The following is a 20,544-nucleotide window of genomic DNA, read 5'->3' on the forward strand; positions in this document are numbered from 1 at the left end:
CATCACATTAACGTATAGTAATTGCAAGTGATTTTAAAAAAAGTTATATTAATGTCTGTGTAATTAAATTTCTGCTCTCCGTTTGGGCAAACTATAGATTGTTTAAAATCAAACCGGGCTAGCTATTGTCAAATAATGGCATATGCCCCTGCATCTAGGCCACAAATATGGCAAAAACGCGTCTTGAGATAAATATAAACCTGCACAAGCCTGGCAAACAGACTGGTGATATTCTTATGCGCTGGTCTGATAATGCCCGTCCTCTTGGGGTCTATCCTGTGCCTATTGCCTGTATTGTTGGCAAGCCTGGTCCAACTGCGCTGTTGGTGGCTGGTGTTCATGGCGATGAATTTGAGGGACCTGTCACACTCAGTCAACTGATTGCTGATATTGACCCCACGCAGATTGAGGGGCGTTTGATCATGCTGCCTGCCATTAACAGCCCGGCTGTGTTGGCCTCGCAACGCACGTCTCCGCTTGATGGTAAGAATATGAACCGGGCATTTCCTGGTGACCCGGATGGTGGACCAACGGATATGTTGGCAGATTTCATAGTTTCGGTTTTATTACCAGAAGCAGATCTTGTCATTGACCTGCATGCTGGAGGAAAAGCATCAATATTTGCCACATCTGCATTGGCTAGTCGCAGTGAAGATAAAAACCTTATGCAGGCGAATATGAATTTTGCGGCGGCTTTTGGCGCGCCGCTGACATGGGTACTTGGTGCTTATAATGATACACGCTCGCTGAATGCAGCAGCACTTAATGCTGGTGTGCCGATGATTGCCGCAGAACTTGGCGGCGGCGGTGGCACAGATCCAAAACAGGTTGCACAAGCCATGATGGGGATAAAGCGTTGTCTAGCTCATGCTGGCATCATCAACGAAGCGTTGCCCGAAGCGCAACCATCACTGCTTGTGGAAACGCGATCCAGCGCTGATAATATTTATGCGCCAGCAACAGGTTTGTTTGATCGCCATTTTGCCGCAGGTGATCATGTTGAGGCTGGACAGTTGGCTGGGTATATTCGATCTCTTGATAGGCTTGATGACGCTCCAGTCCCGTTTCATTTTACGGTTGACGGCATTGTTCTTGCTCATGGGAATAGGGGTTATGTATCGCGTGGCGATATGCTGGCAATGTTGGTATGCGAGACTGTAATTTGAGTGCAATAAAGTCTGACCGTGGCAAATATGGTGCTGATATCGTCAGGATAGGAGACGTTTAATAATGGTTGATATCGAAACAGAATTTCTTTTCGACAGCTGGTATGTGGCTGGCTGGAGTTCAGATTTTGAACATTCTCTGACGCCACTGACTATCCTAGGTGAGCATGTGGTTATATTTCGTACCGCCAAGGGCGTTGCGGTGGCGCTTGAAGATGCTTGCCCGCATCGTAAATTGCCTCTATCGCATGGTCGCCTGCAAGACGATCGGGTTGAATGCGGATATCACGGCTTGACGTTTGATTGTTCGGGACACTGTGTGCATGCCCCAACTCAACAGAATTCTCCTCCAGATGTTAGTGTGAAATCCTATCCTGTCGAGGACCGCTATGGATTACTGTGGATCTGGATGGGGGCACCAGAAGCTGCGAATACGGATGAAATTTTCCGCATTGAAAATTATGATAATCCTGCCTGGGGAAAAACCCGCGGTGGCAGTATGGATGTTGCCTGTCACTATCTTTATGTGACCGATAATCTGCTCGATCCGTCACATGTGGCTTGGGTTCATGTATCATCATTTGCGGGTGCCGGAACCGAAGATGTGCCGCTAAATGTTGAAAGGCTGGAAGATGGTGTTCTTGTATCGCGTTGGATGCAGGATCGTCAGCCACCACCTTATTATGCGCCGATGCTGTCTTTTGAGGGAAATTGTGACCGCAAACAGCATTATGAATGCCGGGTGCCATCAATTGCGATTAACAAGTCTATATTTACGCCTGTTGGAAAGGGCGGTGACGATACATCATTGCCAGACAATAGTTTCATAAATATTTCATATAATTTCATGACGCCAGTAGATGCAGACAATACAAACTATTTCTGGTTCCAGCATCGTAATGGCGATCCCGACAATGAGGCTCTGTCCACACAGATGTTTGACGCGGCAAAAGTTGCCTTTATTGAAGACCGTGACATTCTAGTCGAGGTGCATAAGGGGATGAAAAACAAGCGGACGCGCAACATAAATCTTGGCATTGATGCTGGCTCTATGCGGTTTCGCAAAATGATTGAAAAACGCATTGCGGCGACGCAAGAGGCTGACTAGCGTTTGCCTGTCGAAACTTTATCGAAATATTCGGTAATCATGTCGGTATAGCTTCGTTCGATTGCAATGATGTATCCGTCTGAACGGCGCACAACAAGTCCGCGAATGCCGAAAAATTCTGTATAGGTAGCAGCATTATCAGCAAATTTCGTGGGTCTCGTATCAAGCGGGCTGGCAATCGCCATAATGTCATCTGCTTGTTTACCGATAATGGTGAAAAGGCTGTAGAAATCACTGACATGGACAATGCGACAATCATGAGCAGGGTCATTCGGGGCCAGGCTATCTAAGAGCTGCTCTTCCTGATCCGCAGGTGCCAGTAAAATCCAGTGTTCTTCACCAATCCAGCATAGATGCTGACCGTCACGCGCAGATGCCGTATTCGCAACTGTCGGCATCGGTAAGCCAAGGTGTGAAAGTCTTTGCGACACAGCACTAATATTGCCTTTAATGTCGAATATGGCACTAAGCCCCTGTTTCTTGATATTCGTTTGATAGCTCATTCTATCCTCGCAATATTTGGCCTTTAGGATCATAGAAACAAGGTTTTGTAACAATTGCTTTAATTATTTTTTCACGATCCCGGATGATTACTGTCTCGCCAATGCGGGCACGGCCATCTGTCAACAAACCAAGAGCGATAACTTGTTTGTTGGCGACGCTCCATACACAGGCCGACACAAACCCCTCGCTGGCAACCCGTGCGCCGTTGGGTGTAATTGGTGCCCCTTCGGGAACAAGCTCTCCACCCGACTCGGGCAATAGTCCAACAAGTTCACGGCGCGGCCTTCCTGATGATCTGCGTATATCAACCGAACGCCGGCCAATTGCGTGCATTTTATTCCGGGACATAATCCATCCCATACCAAGATCATATGGGTCGGCTGTTGCATCAGCTTCATGTCCAAGCGACAGAAAGCCCTTTTCAACACGTAACACATGACTCGTTTCCGAGCCAACTGGCACAATACCGAAAGGTTCTCCAGCTTCCATAATGCGTAACCACATAGCCTCAGCATGACGTGGCCAGATGCTAATCTCAAAGCTGACTTCACCGGTGAAGCTGACGCGACAGATGCGGGCAGGTATGCCGGCGACAATGGCATCGCGGATACCCATGAACGGAAATGCTTCAGCACTTATATCAATATCGATGTCTAGCGCGGCCATAACGTCCCGCGCTTTTGGACCACAGATTGTGGCATTACACCATTGCGACGTTATTGGGGTAATCCAGACCTGCCAGTCGGGACATTCAACCTGCAATACATATTCCATATGACGAAAAACAATGTCGGCATGGCCTGTTGAGGTCGACATCATGAAATGGTTATCACCAAGTTTAAATGTAACACCATCATCAAGGATCAGGCCGTCTTCGCTCAGCATGATACCATAACGCCCCATGCCAATTTCCAGATTGCTGAAATCATTGGTATAAAGTAAGTCAATAAACGCCGCCGCATCGCGTCCGCTAATATCGAATTTGCCGAGTGGCGAACCATCATAAACCCCAACACCAAAGCGCACGGCTTCTGCCTCGGCGTTGATTGCATCCTGCATAGTTCCGCCCTTGATGGGAAAATAGCCTGGGCGTTGCCATCGGGCGCCAGCCTCATACATGACAGCGCCGTGTTTTTTATTCCATTCGGTAATCGGGGTATGACGGAAGGGAAGAACAACTTTGCCATTTCGTTGTCCTGCAATGGCACCAAAATCTACCGGTGTGAAAGGAGAGCGGAAGGTAGTTGTTCCAATATCTCCGGGGCTTTTATTGCTGACTTCAGCCATGTGTCCAATGATATTGACGTTACCTGTTTTGCCCTGATCAATACCCATACCTGCTGTGGTGTAGCGCTTTACATGCTCGACTGTGTCAAAGCCCTCGCGCATGGCAAGGCCAATATCATCAAGTGTGACATCATTCTGAATATCGACAAAAGCCTTATCGCCAGGCTTAAGGCCGTCAACATGCCAAAGCGGTTGCAGATTGTAATCAGCCACTGAATCTATTTTAGGCATGGTGAGGGCAGGGCAGGCAAACCCATTTTGTGCAAGGTTGGCGGTAACCGCTTCGACGGTTTCAGCCATTGCATCTGCTATATTCATTTTGCCAACAGCCGCACCAATACTAACGACTTTTTGCATTGCTTTGTCAGGAACAAAACTGGCCAAATCATCATCATAGGAAAGGGTACCGCGCGATTGCGAGAATAGATGCACAGCCGGATTCCACCCCCCAGATATGGCTAATAGATCACAATCAAGGCGTGTTATTTTGCCATCTGCATCACTAATGCTGATAGCATTGAGATGTTTGGCGCCATGCGCAGCAGTTATCTGACACATTGCATGTATGGGTATATCAAGCCCGTCCTTTTCCGCGCCAATATTATCTAATGGGCGGCTATCGATAATAGCAACGACATCCTTTTTAGCAGTCTGAAGATCATGTGCCAGTGCATAGGCGCTACTATTATTAGTAAAAATAACGATACGGCGACCAGGCGTTACAGCAAATTCATTGACATAACGCTGCACAGCTGACGCCAGCATTATACCCGGCCGGTCATTGTTGGCGAATATAAGATTTCTTTCAATCGCGCCAGTGGCAAGGACAACCTGATTTGCCCGGACTTTCCAGCCTCGCTGGAAAACGTGTTCTGCAGAAGGATTGCGTTCTGTTACCAGAAGCTGATTATCCTCTCGATAGCCCCAAGCGGTAGCATCTCTGAGAATGGTGACGTCTGGATTGGCATCAAGCTCGGCAATGACATCCTTGACCCAATCCATCGCAGCTTTACCATCAATCGTGTTTTGACTTGTCCGCAAATAGCCACCTAAGTCAGGGTGGTCATCAACAAGCATCACGCGTGCACCGCTTCGACTTGCGATCAGCGCTGCAAGCAATCCGCAGGCACCACCGCCAACAATAAGCATGTCGCCATACCAATAGCGTGTTTCATAATGCTGATCCGGAATGCGGTCATCAGGTGCCGCCGCAAGACCCGCTGCTCGGCGAATTGATGGCTCAAAAAAATGCCAGTTTGGCCACATGAAGGTCTTGTAATAAAACCCTGCTGGTAAGAAACGTGAGAAGAGCTGGTTAATGCCCATCAGATCAAAATTGGGTGATGGCCAGCAATTGACCGATTTGGCACGCAGACCGTCACATAATTGCACCGTGGTTGCTGCGTGATTTCCAGCTGCATTGTCACCAAGTAGCTCGACAAGACAGGATGGTTCTTCAACACCTGCACCCATGATGCCACGAGGGCGATGATATTTAAATGATCGGGCTGTCAGAAACACGCCATTTGCAAGCAATGCCGAGGCTAGCGTATCCCCTTCAAACCCAAAATATATGTTATTGTTGAATTCAAATTTAATTGATTTTGAGCGGTTGATAGCGCCGCCTGTTGAATGCCGGAAAGGTTGCTGGGTCATGTGATTTTCTCATCGGCTTTGACAACATTATGCGTGACCGTATGACGGTTGACAGTAAACCATTTGCCACAGCCTTTTGCGTGCCACCATTTTTCTTCAACATAGCCAATCGGGTTAACTGATACTGTAAGCCAGTCAATCCATTCTGTATCGCTGATGTTGTCGTCAGGACGTGCTGGTTTCACTGGCCCCCCATTGACGAATTCGGATTCGTCGCGCTGTCCACAAAAAGGGCAAGGCAAGTATAACATGATTTGGCCTTTCTTAACGGGCGGTTGTGGTTCCCGACTCCACTATGAAGTCAAGATTTCGAAAACGATCAAGTGTGAAAGGCGCGGCAACGTCGTGTGGTTGGCCAGTGGCAATCAAATGTGCCAGCGTATATCCTCCCGCAGGAACAGCCTTAAATCCGCCCCACCATCCACAAGATACAAATAGGCCGGGAATGTCTGTTGTCGAGATTATGGGTGTTGCATCATGAGCTATATCAAGCACACCACCCCATTGACGTAGCAATTTCAGACGTCGAAATGCCGGGAATAATTCAAGCATGGTAACAACGGCGTCTTCAAAAACCGTTTGCTTTATATCCCGGCGAAACGATTGACCAGCATCAGGCGCGCCACCAATGACAAGCTCGCCCTTATCTGATTGATTGAGATATACGCCAAGGTCTGGGCAATTGACGATCACATTAATCAGGGGCTTTACTGGTTCCGAGACAAAAGCCGCAAGATTGAATGATTTAATCGGGAGTCGCAGGCCAGCTGTTTCAGTAATTGTTGTTGTATGGCCTGAAACGACCACAGCGACCTTGTTGGCAAGAACCGTTCCACGGTTTGTTTCAACACCCTTGATATTGCCATTCTTATCACGAAGCAGGCTTTTAACCTCTGTATGTTGATGAATTTCAACACCACGGGCACTTGCTGATCGAGCATAGCCCCAGGCGACGCCATCATGCCGACATACGGCCGCCTCATTATGCACCATGCCCCCAATGATCGGCAGACGTGATGCTGAACCACCTCCAGTCAGCGCAGGTATGCGTCGCCGTAATTCGTCAACATCAATCGGTGAGTAGCTTGATCCATGAAGATAGCCATTCATCATGCGACGACGAATTTCGCGCATTTTTGGATAGGTCTGAACAACATCGATCATGCTCCGCTTGGAATACATGAGATTGAAGTTTAAATCTTTTGCCAACCCTTCAAATAAAGACACGCTTTTAACAAAAAAGGGAATGCTCTCGTCGCGGAGGTAATTTGAACGAATTGTGACCGTGTTACGGGCTATATTGCCACCACCAAGCCACCCCTTTTCAAGAACGGCAACATTGGTAATACCATGGTTTTTAGCAAGATAATGTGCAGTAGCAAGCCCATGCCCACCAGCCCCGATGACCAGCACATCATATTTTTTGGCAAGGGGCGGGTTTTGCCAATAACGCTTCCAATTGCGGTGATGGCTGAGTGCATTCCAAGCAAGGCTAAAAGCAGAAAATTTACCCATTAAAACATGTCCATATTTTCGGAAAAATTTTGGTGATTTATAGCGTCAATGATCATAGATACCCATGCGGCTATGTTGCAGTTCCTAAGATATGCTAATTGCATTTAATTCATAACAAAAAGTAATGTCAACAAAGTAACATTGATAATTATATTATGATTTGTCAATACTTGCTTTTGCCAAATCAGATGCTTGAATTTTTGGGTTTTAAACACCGCTTATGGTCTTAGATCTGACACACTAGCTATGAGATTCTTCAAAAAATTAGCTGCGGATATTGCGTGTTTATGTATGTACATATTGACGATCTAGGGAAATGGTGCTTCTATTAATATGTGCATACATATAATCTGGTTAACTTGTGTCTTTAACCTAGGTGGGAGATGAAAATGAAAAAATACAAAAATACTATTTTGGCTACTGTAGTAATGGCTATGGGTGCAGTCACTGCTCCAGCATTAGCTGACTCCATTAAGATTGGTATAAATGTGCCATTGACTGGATTTGCTGCTGCTGATGGTCAGTCTGCATTACATGGCGCTGAGTTGGCTGTAGAGCAAATAAACGGCGCTGGTGGCATTAATGGCGACATGATTGAGTTAGTTGTCTATGACGATCAAGCCAGTCCTAAGGAGTCGGCACCTCTAGCCGTTAAGATGATTACCAAGGATGAAGTTGTGGCTGGTATTTCTGGAAGCTATTCTGGCGCAACGCGAGCTGCAGCAACAATCTTTGCAGAGAGCAATGTCCCCTATATTTCAGCTTATGCAATTCACCCGGATATTACGCGTGCTGGTGACTATGTATTCCGTACTTCATTCATGGGCGAAGTTCAGGGACGAGCTGGTGCCAAGCTGATTGGTGATATGCTTGGTAAGAAACGTGTAACCATGATCACTCTTAATAATGATTTTGGTAAGGCTCTGGCAGCAGGTTTTAACGAACAAGCTGATAATTTCGGTATCGAGATTGTCTCTGAATATGATTACAGTATCAAAGACCGTGAATTCGGGCCGATAATTTCAAAAATTAAATCGGACAACCCTGATGCCATTTACGCGTCAGGCTATTTTTTCACCGCTGGACCCATGGTTAGTCAGATTAGAGCCGCTGGTCTTAATCAGCCGATAATTGGTCAAGAAGGTTATGACAGCCAAAAATTTATCGAAATTGCAGGTGAAGCCTCTGAGGGCGTGATGATCACTACGTCACTTGACAGGGACTCATCTTCTCCTGAAACACAGGATTTTATCAAAGGTTTTGCCAAAAAAGCTGGTTATCCTGCAGATATGGTGGCGGCCTCGGGTCATACCGCGCTTCTGGTATTAGCTGACGCATTGAAGATGGCTGGAACTACTGATGCTGCTGCTTTGCGTGATGCGATTGCGAAAACTGATTTAATGGCATCGACTGGCCAAATTTCGTTTAACGCACTTGGCGAAGTTCAAAAGGATGTTCAGGTTCAAATTGTCAAGGATGGTAACTGGCATCGTCATTCAGTAATTAGTGATCCTGTTCTTCTGGCACCGCCGGCAGAATAGAAAAACCATGTTATCTTGCAAGCCACTATATTCTAGGTGGCTTGCATTTTACGGAAGACGTAATGCTTTTTATTGATTTATGCATTCAAGGGTTAATTCAAGGTGCAATCTATGCATTGATTGCTCTGGGTCTAACGCTAGTCTACGGATTGTTGCGCATCTTGCATGTAGCTCATGCTGCGCTATTCACCCTTGGTGGTTATATTGGCGTTGTTGTCACCAATGGTAGCGGCAGTTTTCTGTTGGCACTTGTTACAGCGATGTTAATTGTTGGCATTGTCGGGATGGCCAGCTATCGGGTGATTTACAAGCCATTACTTAATCGAATGCCACTAATAGCTCTCATCGCCTCTATTGGTGTTTTTATAGCCTCTGAAGAACTTTTCCGTATTTTCTTTGGGGCATACGGTCTTTCGTATGATACCCCACCTTTAAAAGGCCAGATTGAAATTTTGCCCGGTATTCCCCTCAGCCATGCGCGCATTCTTGTGGTTGTGCTTGCAGTTGGCTTGTTGTCAGGAATTGGCTGGATGGCAGTGCATACACGCATGGGCGTTGCTACACGCGCCACTGTTGTAGATCCGGAGATGGCGTCAAGCAGCGGTGTCAACGTTGAGACCATTCGCTATACCACCTTTTTTATCGGATCAGCTTTTGCAGGGGCGGCAGGCGTTATGGTGTCTTTACTTAATAATTTGGTTGAACCAACTATGGGTGCAGTTCCTTCATATAAGGCTTTGGCTATAATCGTTCTTGGTGGTCTTGGTAGTGTACGTGGTGCCCTTATTGCCTCATTGGCTCTTGGTATAATAGAGTCATTTGGTACAATTTATGCTGGAAACTTCCTCGACCGCGACTCAATTGCATTTGCATTTTTGATCATGATTTTAATGATCCGTCCCCAAGGTTTATTGGTGCGGGGGTGATGTGATGACTTACGAAATTGTAGTTCTGACAAACATGGCGATATCTATTTTATTTGCTCTTTCGCTAAATGTGATTACCGGCTTTTGCGGTCAGGTAAGTTTGGGTCATGCAGCTTTTCTGGGAATTGGTGCTTACACAAGTGCTATTCTAAGCAAAGCAGGTATTCCACTCATCATTACCTTTATTCCGGCTATGGGAATGGCGGGTTTAGTTGGGTTGATCGTTGGTATTGCTTCACTTCGCGTGCGGCATGATTTTCTTGCGATAACAACAATGGGCGTTGTGTTCCTATTCACAGGCATTGTTCGCAAACAGGAAATTCTGGGTGGAGAAATAGGAATCGCTGGTATACCTGCGCCTGATTTTGGCCGACTTGGTTTGCTTGTCCTATCGTTTCTATGTGTTCTTGCCTATCTGTTTTTTACGATTTGGATTAGTAAATCATGGACTGGTTTTGCCTTTGACTCAATTGCTGAAGATGAAGACACGGCTAGGTTGCTTGGCATAAATGTTCCAAAATTTAAGTTGTTTGCCTTTGTAGTAGGAACTGCAGGTGCAGGTTTGGCAGGCGCGTTATACGCGCATCAGGTGAGGTTTATTGGCCCAGACAGTTTTGGGTTTGTTGAGTCAATCTCGGTTCTTGCCATGGTTATTGTTGGCGGCATTGGGTCAATATGGGGGGTGATTTTGGCTGCCGCTTTTCTATCTGTCTTGCCACAGTTTTTTCAGGTGATAGATGACTATAAATTGCTTGTCTACGGCCTGCTTTTGTTTGGAGCAATGCGCTTTGCGCCTGACGGTGTAGATGGCTTGCTCAAAAAACTATTTCACTCTAGAGGCTGAGATGACGTTACAACGCCTTCAAATCAACAATATTTCAGTAAAATTTGGAGGGTTGGCTGCGCTTCAAAACGTCAGCTTTGAGCTTGATGACAACCAATTGCTTGGTTTTATTGGTCCGAATGGAGCAGGTAAAACAACGCTAATGCGTGTGATCATGGGCATGATCAATCCCAATGATGGCACGGTAATTTTAAACGGCAATGATATTACCCATTTGAAATCTGTTCATCGAATTCATGCGGGCATTTCTCTCGGCCAACAAATTGTAAAGCCATTACGCGGCATGTCGCTTCTGGATAATGTTGCACTGGCGTTTGGAGGGAATAAATTACTTTCACCGTTAAAGGCGCTTATGGTGCGGGGGAAATCGGCAGAACGTGATGCGGCACATGAAATATTAAAGTTGGTTGGCCTTGGTGATGTGGTTAACAAATTACCCAATGAAGTTCCACTTGGCTTTCTGAAGCGGCTAGAGGTTGCACGAGCTTTGGCGTTGAAGCCAACATTGTTATTGCTGGATGAACCATTGGCAGGTTTGAGCAAGCCTGAGGCAGAAGAAATGGCAGACCTGATTTCAGGACTCACTAGGCCGGGTTTAAGCGTGATATTGATCGAGCATAATTTGCCCCAAGTTTTGCGCGTTTGTCCTAAGTTGTATGTTCAGGCAAACGGTCAAGGACTAGCTTACGGACCAACTGCACAGGTAATGGCTGATCCCGTTGTTCGAAAAGCCTACCTTGGCAAGGAGGCCTGAATGATTGAGGTAAAGAACCTTCTATGTCGCTATGGCGATATTACAGCAATTCGTGACATTAATTTTGTACTGCAAAAGGGCGAAACGATGGCTCTTGTTGGCCCAAACGGAGCTGGAAAGACAACTTTGCTAATGGCTTTAGCTGGGCATGTTCGCTGTCATTCAGGCCAAATAGATTTTAATGGTGCTAACATCACAGGTGCTGAAGCGGTTGATCGGTGTTTGAATGGTATTGGGTTAGTCCCAGAAGGAAGACGGATTTTTCCTGATCTAACAGTGTTGGAAAATCTTGAAGTAGGGGGCTATTCTCGCCCGAAAACTGAACAACCAGAAAACTTGCAAAATGTTTTTAATATTTTTCCCAGACTTCATGATAGGCAAAAACAGCTTGCTGGTTCATTGTCTGGCGGCGAACAACAGATGCTGGCATTTGGCCGCGCAATGATGTCAAGACCGCGTCTAATGCTTGTAGATGAACTTTCACTTGGATTAATGCCTAGTGTCGTTGATGAGTGCTACGACGCGTTAAAAAAATTACAATCCGAGGGTATTGCCATAATTCTCGTAGATCAGAATAGTGATGCGTCGATGGCTTTCTGTTCGTCAACACTAATTATGGAATCTGGGCATCAAATTTGGTCTGGCGCGTCCCATCAAGCACCAGAGTCATCAATTTATTAAGGCAGTCAACCAGCAGCAACCAAAAAATAACTTATTTGCCAAGAAATATCCCATATAATCAGGGATTAATGGGTATATATTGAGCTATTTTATGAGATAAAAATAAGGGGTGTGGCGGAGAGACAGGGATTCGAACCCTGGATAGGCTCGCACCTATGCCGGTTTTCAAGACCGGTGCATTCAACCACTCTGCCATCTCTCCGTGCCAGTGGAAGTAACGGAAATAGGGCGTCTCTGTCAATATGCTGATCGCACGTTTTTTATAAATATTGCAAAATATGAATAAAATAATAAAGTTCGTATGGTTTAGGTTGTTTTCAACCAAAAGCGGTTTACATTTAAATCTGTTTAGTAATCTAATTTGGAGACGTTTTGTGTGTAGGTTAGATTTCAAAGGTTTTTTTCAATTTCTGATGATGGATCGTCTGCACATAGGTCAAATTAGAATTTTAATACCGAGCGTCTGTTTATTGTCTTTGTTTATCATCGTACAGCCAACCTACGCGCAGTATGGTGGTGCTAGCACGGTGGAAACAGCACCCGCGCAACGTCAAGTATTATCAAATTTTGCTGATGTACAAGGACGTGTCACGTCTGGTGCATCCGATGCTGTTACCGCTTTTACCAATGCCAGGATCAAGCTGGCACCGCTGAAAATTGGTGATTTTGTCAAATCGGGGCAGAAAATTGCCCAGCAAAATACGGATAAGCTAAAAGCGCGCCTTAACTTACTTGAAATAGGTCTCACTGAGGCACAATTGCGGCATGACGAGATTGACTCTGACCTGCAAGGTGAGCGTAGTTTATTGGTAATTACGAAAGAACAGGCAATTTTATTAGCGAGCAAGGCTTCGCGTGCGCGCGAATTGGCCAGCGTAAATGCTTTATCTGCCGAAGGCGCTGAAACGGCGCTTAATGCAAGCCTTATTGCCCGCCAGCAGGTTCTAACGCGCGAACACACCATTGGTCGCAAAGAGATACAACTTCAGCAATCAAAGACAGCCATGGCGCGCATCAAAACTGATATTCGCCAGCTTAAATCTGATATTTCTGCTGCGACATTAACAGCCAATCGAAGTGGCCAAATTATCTATCTTATTGATTATAGATCTGGCTATGCGCGTGAAGGTGACGTAATTGCACGAATTCTGGATCCTGCTGATTTTGAAATCGAAGCCGAAATCCCGGAAAATCTGCTGAAGAATTTTGATCTTTCCAACCAAATCCGTGGTGCGGGTCTTGGTGGTGATAAGATCATGCTAAAGCCGCGGGTACTTTTGCCTGTTCAGAATGCCCGCACGGGCACCCGGACAATGCGCTTTACCTTTGATGGGGACTTGCCATCATCATTACAGGCGGATAATGCAGTTATAGTTCTGCAAATTCCAACAACGAGCCCGACACCGGTCGTGACGGTGCCCAAAGATGCCGTTCTGCCAGTTTCAAATGGTCACATTGTATATGTGTTTGCTGAAGGTAAAGCTGTGCGCACACCAATCAAGCTGGGAAGTGCGGTTGCAGACAGCTTTATTGTGTTGTCAGGTCTTGATGCAGGGCAGGACGTTATCATCCGCGGTAATGAGCAGCTTTCAGATGGTAAGGCGGTTAAAAAACCTGGTGGTAAGCCACCGGGTAAACCGGCAGCAAAAGCCAAACCTAAAGGCGTTGTCTGGACGTTGAAATGGATGTCGCCTCGTGGTGAATCTACCGGTACTTTAATCCTAGGCAAAGCCAAATCGTTTTTCGATGAAGAAGAAGTTGAGGTGGTAAAAGCGGGCGATAGCGTCAATTTCAGTGCCAAAAAAGCTTTACCTTTTGGTGTGATTGACCTTGAGTTTAATGGCACAGTAAAGGGTGTGGAAATGAATGGCGATCTTGTTATTCGCGGTCTTCCGGGTGGTCAAGAACGAAGCATGACATTTTCTGGTAGTAAGGACGTAAACTGATGGGGGGCTTGATCAAGGCTGCCATCGAGCGTCCTGTTGCTGTACTGGCCTTGGTGTTGCTGGCAGTATTGTTTGGTATTGTGGCCATTCGCGACATACCGATTCAGATGAGCCCTGATATTGAAAAACCAATTCTTGAAGTCCGGGTTAATTGGCCGGGGGCATCTCCTGAAGATATAGACCGTGAGGTTGTGACGCGGTTGGAAGGTGAGTTGGCTTCGTTAAATGGCGTCGAAGAATTACAATCCCGTTCATCTTTTGGACGCACGCGCATCACCCTGACATATAACGTAAAACAGGATATGGATAAGGCACTTGTTTTATTGCTAAGTCGATTATCGGCCGTAAATGATTTGCCAGATGATGCGCAAACACCTCGTGTAAGAACCTCAAATTCAGATGATAGCCCGATAGCTCGGCTGGCACTTGTTGCCAAAGATGATAACGAAGTAAATCTTGAAACATTAGGGGCTTTTCTGGAAACCAATATCGTCGATCCCTTAGGGCGCATCGAAGGCGTAGCCGAGGTTGGTTTTAATGGGGGTGGTCGTCCTGAAATGCGGGTCATCATCGATCCCGACAAACTCATTCAGTATAAATTGACCTTAACTGAAGTTATCACCGCTTTGCGTTCATCATCATCAATGATGTCCGTTGGCGTGATAACCGAAGGCAAAAGAACCTATGCAGTGCGCACCGAGTCCGAGAATTACACGCCAGATACAGCAGGTAGAATCGTTCTGCGAACCGATGTCTCATCTTCCGGAACGATCGTACCTATCCTATTGTCAGATGTGGCGTCAGTTGATTTGCGTGTTCAAAAGCGCACCAGCTTCAGGCGACTTAATGGAAAAGAGGCCATTATTATAAATGCCTTGCGTGAACAGGGCACCAATGTTGTTACAACAATGCAGCGTTTGCGCGAAGAAATAGCGGTATTAAACAAGACTGAGTTATCGCCACGTGGCTTAGAGCTTAATCTTGTATATGATGAAACAAAATATATCGAGTCAGCGATTGATCTGGTCCAGCAGAACATCTGGATTGGTGGAGTGCTGGCACTATTCATACTATTATTATTCTTACGTTCGCTACTGCCAGCGGCCATCATTTTTGCGGCCATTCCCGTATCGATTATAGGTACCTTTGTGGCTATTGCTGGGTTGGGTTTATCAATAAATGTGATCTCGCTTGCCGGGTTGGCATTTGCTGTTGGCATGGTTGTCGATGCTTCAATTGTCAGCCTTGAAAACATCTTCCGGCTTCGCCAGCGTGGCATGAAAGCGCAGAACGCCGCGTTTTTGGGCGCACGCCAGGTCTGGGCACCTATTCTTGGGTCTGCGCTGACAACTGTGTTGGTATTTGTGCCTATTTTGATGCTTGATCTTCCAGTCGGTCAGTTGTTTCGGGATATCGCTATTGCCATTTCGGTTGCTGTGCTGATTTCTGTAGTTGTATCAGTGACGGTAATTCCGGCGCTTGCATCGCGGTTGCTTGCTGGCGCTGGCGATAAATATGAACGTCTATTTCCCATTCCGGGCATTGACCATGCAGCACGTTTCTTTTCCAATTTGATTTTGCGCTATGTACGGGTGACCGTAAAACGTGGATATGTCGGGGCATTGGTTGTTGTCGCCATCTTGCTGAGTGCTGGTTTTGCCAGCTATCGCTTTGCACCACAATTAGACTATCTGCCTGACGGCAATGCCAATTTTGCTTTTGGACGCATTATAGTGCCAGAGGGATATTCGATCGACGAAACCCTGCGAATAGCCGAAAAGATGGAAGCCGCTGCGCGCCCATTATGGGAAGGTAATACAGAACCAGGCGGCCCACCTGCCATCGAGCGGTTTTTCTTTGTCGCTTATTCAGGGGGCGCTTTTGCCGGTGCATCATCAGTTGACCCTAGCCGCGTGTCTGATCTTCGCATGGTGTTAATGCGCCCAATCTTTGATGTTCCAGGTGCCCGGGCCTTTGTTCGTCAAGCTTCGCTATTTGGGCGGTCAGTTGGCGGGTCGCGATCAATTCGAGTTGATATATCCGGAAATAATCGTGACGATATCATGCCCATAGCTTTGGCCTTGAACAACGCATTGGAAGCTAAATTTACCCGACGTGAAGGGAACCAGCTTCGTGCTATACCTAGCCTGTCATCAGGGGCGCCACAAATTCGCATTACGCCGGATCTGACAGCTTTGGCGCGGGCTGGCGTCACGGTTCGAGAATTGTCGGCTGCGGTGGATATTTTTAACGATGGCGCGAATGTTATTGAAGTTCCGATTGAGGGTGAACTTATAGATATGGTGCTGTCTGGCAAGGAAGCGCAAAATATGAGCGCTGACGCCCTTAATACGATTCCCATTGTGACCCGTAGCGGCAATATCATTCGCCTTGAACAACTGGCTAAAATTGACATAGTCAGTGCTCCTGGCAACATAAATCGACTTGGAGGCAAGCAATCTCTATCTTTGCAGTTACGGCCAAATGAGTCGATCACGCTAGAAGATGCCGTGCAACAGATTGAAACCGAGATATTGCCGAAAATCAATGACATGGCGCGAGATGCAGGGGTATCTATTTCATTGCGTGGCGCGGCAAGTGCCATGGATCAGACATGGAAAGCGATGCAGTCAAATGTTGCAACCGCTATTGTTGTCATTTTCCTGCTAATGGTCATTTTGCTTCGTAGCTTTGTCATGCCCCTAATTATCTTATTAGCTATTCCGGTGGCGGCCGCTGGGGGTATAGGTGGTCTGGCTTTATTGAACCTATTTGTCCGCCAGCCACTGGATATGCTGACCATGCTTGGTTTTGTGATTCTAACAGGCGTGGTGGTCAATAATGCAATATTGCTGATTGAGCAGACCGTGTTGCATTTGCGTGAGGAGGGGATGTCGCCAACAGATGCCATTCTTGAAGCTACTCGCAATCGGATACGTCCAATTTTCATGTCAACGCTGACATCCTTATTTGGGTTGGTGCCTTTGGTGATTTTCCCTGGGGCAGGATCTGAGTTATATCGTGGTATTGGTGTGGTGGTGTTTGGTGGTCTGGCTTTGTCCACTTTGGCGACATTGCTGATCGTACCGCCGTTACTTGGCATCGCCTTACAGACGCGGCTGGGGCGTAATACGGGGCAGAAAATTGTGATAGATGTGTAAATCAGTCAAAAGACAACAAAACTCGTGTATTTTTTGTAATCTGTAGTTGCTCCAAAACAGTCTTCCGCATTAGCATATACATATTGTAAAATGATGGCATAAATGATGTTGTCATACGTTAAATAACAAACAGTAAGACTGGTGGGAGCCAAATCAATGACGCGTTTCTTTATAGTTGGTTTGGCATCTATATGTTTGCTGTTTGTGCATCCGGCTTTTGCGCAAAGCCAGTCTTTCGAGCAATGGCTTGCCGAATTCCGTATTGACGCCAAAGCGCGCGGTATATCGGATAAGATTTTTGATGAGGCACTTGGTGACGCCAAACCAATTCCACGGGTCATAGAGCTGGATCGAAATCAACCTGAATTCAAAATGACGTTTGATGAATATCTTGGCAAGGTTGTTTCAAAAGCGCGCCAGCGCATTGCCGCCAAAAAAATGATTGAACATGATGATATTCTAACCAAAGTGTCTAAAAAATATGGCGTCCAGAAGCGTTTTATCATTACATTCTGGGGTGTCGAAACCAGTTTTGGCCGCTATCTTGGTTCATTTAATGTTCCGCATTCGCTGGCTACCTTGGCTTATGACGGTCGCCGAAGTGCTTATTTTCGCAAAGAGCTTTTGAATGCGTTGCAGATACTTGAAGAAGGCCATATCACCGCGGCCAATATGAAAGGGTCATGGGCTGGCGCAATGGGGCAAAGCCAATTTATGCCATCCAGTTTCCTGTCTTACGCTGTTGACTGGCATGGCGATGGCCAGCGCGATATATGGGCAACAACTGAAGATGTTTTTGCCTCTACAGCCTATTATCTGTCACAAGCCGGGTGGCGAGATGACCGCACCTGGGGTCGCAAAGTTTCAATACCAAGCAACTTTACGATGAATGGTAAGACAGCCAAGCAATTGGCTGATGCTAAAACGAATGTGAAGCTTGCAAAATGGTCGTCAGCAGGGGTTCTGGCTGCTGATGAGTCTGCATTGCCGACTGCAGATTTTAAGGCTCGACTGATTATGCCGTCAGGTTCTGATGGACCAGCATTTCTTGTTTATAGTAATTTTGACTCGATTCTGGCATGGAATCGGTCGAATTATTACGCTTTGGCCATTGGCCACCTTTCAGACACGTTAAGGTAGTCACTGGATAAATAGCCCATGATTATGTTTCGATTATTGTTTGTTGTTTTGCTGGGAGCGTTTTTGCTTCAAGGCTGTACCACCGCTGAGCTTGCTGTTGATCTTCTAAAGAAAAGCAAGAAAACTGATACAGCGCAAAAGACTGACAGCAGTGATGTGAACTGGAAAGTCGGCAAAGCCACCAAAGATGGTATTGGTGCTGGTGCTGGTGTGGTAAAATCCGCACCTCGATATAAAATAGGAAATCCGTATCAGGTTGCTGGTATCTGGTATTATCCAGATCGAGATTTAGCTTATGATGAGACTGGAATCGGGTCATGGTATGGTGATGAATTCGCCGGTAAATTGACTGCAAATGGTGAGATTTTTGATCCTGAGAAAATAACGGCCGCACATAAGACCTTGCCAATGCCAAGTGTTGTGCGTGTCACAAATCTTGATAATGGTAAATCACTTGTGGTGCGTATAAATGACCGCGGTCCCTTTGTGGCAGGCCGTATAATAGACCTGTCGCGGGCGTCAGCGCGTCTTATAGGCTATAAAGATAACGGATTGGCGCGCGTCAGGGTTCAGGTGCTTGCCGAACAAAGTCTGCGGCTTGAACAACTCGCTAAAGCTGGAAAATTTCCTGAGCTGTCGGGAGTTGCGCAAGCCATGCCCGAAACAGACGCGGTTGTTCAGCCCAAGGTGAGTCTGACGACACGATCAAATTCAAACAAAGCGAAACCGACAAATGTGGTTCAGCAATCTGCTATTGAATTGCTAGCAAATGCCCGGGTGGGAGAGGTCATTGAAGTGGCTCCGATAACCACTAATATCTGGGTGCAGATTGGTGCTTTCCACGCTGAAAGCAATGCCTCAAATGTATTGGCAAAAGTTTCGTCAATAGGTGATGGTGTAGTGTCCACGGTTGATAGAGCAGGGAAAACTCTGTATCGCGTCAGACTGGGCCCCATTAATGAAGTTAAAACTGCAGATAAGCTGCTTGATGGTGTCGTTAATATGGGCTTCACCGGTGCCCGCATTATAGTTGACTGACAAAATGTTTCTTAAGTCATTTTATTGCCACTTTTAATGCGCAATAAACGTAAAACGTTAAATGAATAAACAGGATTGCTAATGCTAAAGAGATTATTGCAAGTGACCACTATGTCGGTCTTCATCAGTGCATCATGGTTAACCATCTCAAATAGCGCAGGTTCAACTGAAATAACAACACCCGCAGAATTTGCCTATATCACCGATTTTGATACGGGAAAGGTTCTGTTTCAGAAAAATGCAGACATGCAAATGAAGCCAGCTTCAATGGCTAAAATAATGACTATCTTTATTGCTTTTGAACGTATCCGTGAAGGTGGTCTATCGCTAAATGACAAGTTTCAGGTTTCGGAAAAAGCATGGCGTAAAGGTGGATCACGATCCTTTCTCGAAGTTGGATCATTCGTAACCGTAAGTGACCTTTTGAATGGTGTTATTGTACAATCAGGTAATGATGCCGCCATTGTCATTGCCGAAGGTATTTCAGGTACCGAAGAATCTTTTGCCGAAGAAATGAATTTCTGGGCACAGAAACTAGGTATGGAAAATACTGTATTTCGTAATTCGACAGGGTGGCCTGATCCGGAATTGACCACTACGGCCAAAGATTTAAACATCTTGTCATCTGCGTTAATATCCCGATTTCCTATCGATGAATATCCTGATTTATATCCGATGTTCAAAAAGAAACGGTTTGAATATAATGGCATTGATCAGCCCAACCGAAATCCGTTGGTTTATGGAACAGTCGGTGCTGACGGCTTGAAAACAGGCCATACAAAAGAGTCAGGCTATGGTGTCGTTGGATCTGCCATTCGTGAAGGCCAGCGTGTTGTCATGGTCCTGAACGGAATGACAAGTATGAAACAGCGCTCGGCTGAATCCCGTCGTCTGATGGATTTAGCGTTCCGTGAATTTAAACAATATCGTTTCTTTGAGGCTAATGAGACGGTTGATGTGGCAAATGTATGGCTTGGAAAGATGCCAAGTGTTGATCTGGTTCTGGCTAATCCGTTGCACCGTGTATTGTCACGTGATGAACGACGGCATTTGAAGATGTCTGTCAACTGGGTTGACCCTGTGTCTGCCCCCATTACCAAAGGTCAGAAACTCGGAGTGTTGACCATTGAAGGTAAATCTAGCAGTGAAACGATAGATCTTCTGGCTGCGAATGACGTTGAGGAACTTGGCGTTTTTGATCGTATTGGTGCTGCCTTTAAATATCTGATTTTTGGAGCTGGTGCAGGCACTAACGCCGCAAACTAGATTGGCCTTAT

At 46.1% G+C, this 20,544-nt stretch carries 16 protein-coding genes and 1 tRNA gene; 12 read left to right on the plus strand and 5 right to left on the minus strand.

Annotation, left to right across the window (positions count from 1 at the left end; translation table 11 throughout):
- Positions 1-167 precede the first annotated feature (167 nt).
- A complete protein-coding gene (locus tag SAR116_RS01725) occupies positions 168-1,166 on the plus strand; it encodes a succinylglutamate desuccinylase/aspartoacylase family protein (protein WP_041860703.1) in 999 nt (332 codons plus the stop codon).
- Positions 1,167-1,230: 64 nt separating this feature from the next.
- Positions 1,231-2,274 (plus strand): aromatic ring-hydroxylating dioxygenase subunit alpha, encoded by a 1,044-nt coding sequence (locus SAR116_RS01730; RefSeq protein ID WP_013045214.1) that lies wholly within the window; start codon positions 1,231-1,233, stop codon positions 2,272-2,274.
- Here SAR116_RS01730 and SAR116_RS01735 read toward each other — a convergent pair.
- The 4 genes from SAR116_RS01735 to SAR116_RS01750 are packed head-to-tail and all read right to left on the minus strand — an operon-like array spanning position 2,271 to position 7,236.
- The gene (locus tag SAR116_RS01735; protein ID WP_013045215.1) at positions 2,271-2,777 is read right to left on the minus strand and encodes a sarcosine oxidase subunit gamma family protein; all 507 of its coding nucleotides are present in this window, start codon (positions 2,775-2,777) and stop codon (positions 2,271-2,273) included. The genes SAR116_RS01730 and SAR116_RS01735 overlap by 4 nt on opposite strands.
- Position 2,778: 1 nt before the next feature.
- Positions 2,779-5,721: a 2Fe-2S iron-sulfur cluster-binding protein gene (locus tag SAR116_RS01740; protein ID WP_013045216.1), complete on the minus strand. Its 2,943-nt coding sequence runs from the start codon at positions 5,719-5,721 to the stop codon at positions 2,779-2,781.
- A complete protein-coding gene (locus SAR116_RS01745; RefSeq protein WP_013045217.1) occupies positions 5,718-5,972 on the minus strand; it encodes a sarcosine oxidase subunit delta in 255 nt (84 codons plus the stop codon). The genes SAR116_RS01740 and SAR116_RS01745 overlap by 4 nt, the downstream gene beginning before the upstream one ends.
- 13 nt (positions 5,973-5,985) lie before the next feature.
- Positions 5,986-7,236: an FAD-dependent oxidoreductase gene (locus SAR116_RS01750; RefSeq protein ID WP_013045218.1), complete on the minus strand. Its 1,251-nt coding sequence runs from the start codon at positions 7,234-7,236 to the stop codon at positions 5,986-5,988.
- Between the two features lie 389 nt (positions 7,237-7,625).
- Between SAR116_RS01750 and SAR116_RS01755 the strand changes: the two genes are divergently transcribed.
- The 5 genes from SAR116_RS01755 to SAR116_RS01775 all read left to right on the plus strand — a co-directional run bounded on the left by SAR116_RS01755 (position 7,626) and on the right by SAR116_RS01775 (position 11,982).
- Positions 7,626-8,777 (plus strand): ABC transporter substrate-binding protein, encoded by a 1,152-nt coding sequence (locus tag SAR116_RS01755; protein WP_013045219.1) that lies wholly within the window; start codon positions 7,626-7,628, stop codon positions 8,775-8,777.
- Between the two features lie 62 nt (positions 8,778-8,839).
- Positions 8,840-9,703 (plus strand): branched-chain amino acid ABC transporter permease, encoded by an 864-nt coding sequence (locus SAR116_RS01760; protein WP_013045220.1) that lies wholly within the window; start codon positions 8,840-8,842, stop codon positions 9,701-9,703.
- 4 nt (positions 9,704-9,707) lie between these two features.
- A complete protein-coding gene (locus tag SAR116_RS01765) occupies positions 9,708-10,547 on the plus strand; it encodes a branched-chain amino acid ABC transporter permease (RefSeq protein ID WP_013045221.1) in 840 nt (279 codons plus the stop codon).
- A complete protein-coding gene (locus SAR116_RS01770) occupies positions 10,510-11,301 on the plus strand; it encodes an ABC transporter ATP-binding protein (RefSeq protein ID WP_238531164.1) in 792 nt (263 codons plus the stop codon). Before SAR116_RS01765 ends, SAR116_RS01770 begins: the two co-directional genes overlap by 38 nt.
- Positions 11,302-11,982 (plus strand): ABC transporter ATP-binding protein, encoded by a 681-nt coding sequence (locus tag SAR116_RS01775; protein WP_013045223.1) that lies wholly within the window; start codon positions 11,302-11,304, stop codon positions 11,980-11,982.
- A 112-nt stretch (positions 11,983-12,094) separates the two neighbouring features.
- Here the strand turns inward: SAR116_RS01775 and SAR116_RS01780 are convergent.
- Positions 12,095-12,184 (minus strand) — tRNA-Ser (locus tag SAR116_RS01780).
- 325 nt (positions 12,185-12,509) lie between these two features.
- Here SAR116_RS01780 and SAR116_RS13090 point away from each other — a divergent pair.
- From SAR116_RS13090 to SAR116_RS01805, 5 genes are all read left to right on the plus strand, one after another.
- Entirely contained in the window at positions 12,510-13,928 is a 1,419-nt protein-coding gene (locus SAR116_RS13090) for an efflux RND transporter periplasmic adaptor subunit (RefSeq protein ID WP_148212227.1), read from the plus strand.
- Positions 13,928-17,089: an efflux RND transporter permease subunit gene (locus SAR116_RS01790; RefSeq protein WP_013045225.1), complete on the plus strand. Its 3,162-nt coding sequence runs from the start codon at positions 13,928-13,930 to the stop codon at positions 17,087-17,089. The genes SAR116_RS13090 and SAR116_RS01790 overlap by 1 nt, the downstream gene beginning before the upstream one ends.
- Positions 17,090-17,245: 156 nt before the next feature.
- Entirely contained in the window at positions 17,246-18,229 is a 984-nt protein-coding gene (locus SAR116_RS01795) for a lytic murein transglycosylase (protein WP_013045226.1), read from the plus strand.
- Between the two features lie 18 nt (positions 18,230-18,247).
- Positions 18,248-19,267, plus strand: a complete 1,020-nt coding sequence (locus SAR116_RS01800; RefSeq protein WP_013045227.1) for a septal ring lytic transglycosylase RlpA family protein — start codon at positions 18,248-18,250, stop codon at positions 19,265-19,267.
- 81 nt (positions 19,268-19,348) lie between these two features.
- Positions 19,349-20,533, plus strand: coding sequence for a D-alanyl-D-alanine carboxypeptidase family protein (locus SAR116_RS01805; RefSeq protein ID WP_013045228.1), 1,185 nt, complete (start codon positions 19,349-19,351; stop codon positions 20,531-20,533).
- Positions 20,534-20,544: the final 11 nt, after the last annotated feature.

It is taken from the genome of Candidatus Puniceispirillum marinum IMCC1322 (assembly GCF_000024465.1).
In the GTDB taxonomy this organism is placed as follows: Bacteria; Pseudomonadota; Alphaproteobacteria; order Puniceispirillales; family Puniceispirillaceae; genus Puniceispirillum; species Puniceispirillum marinum.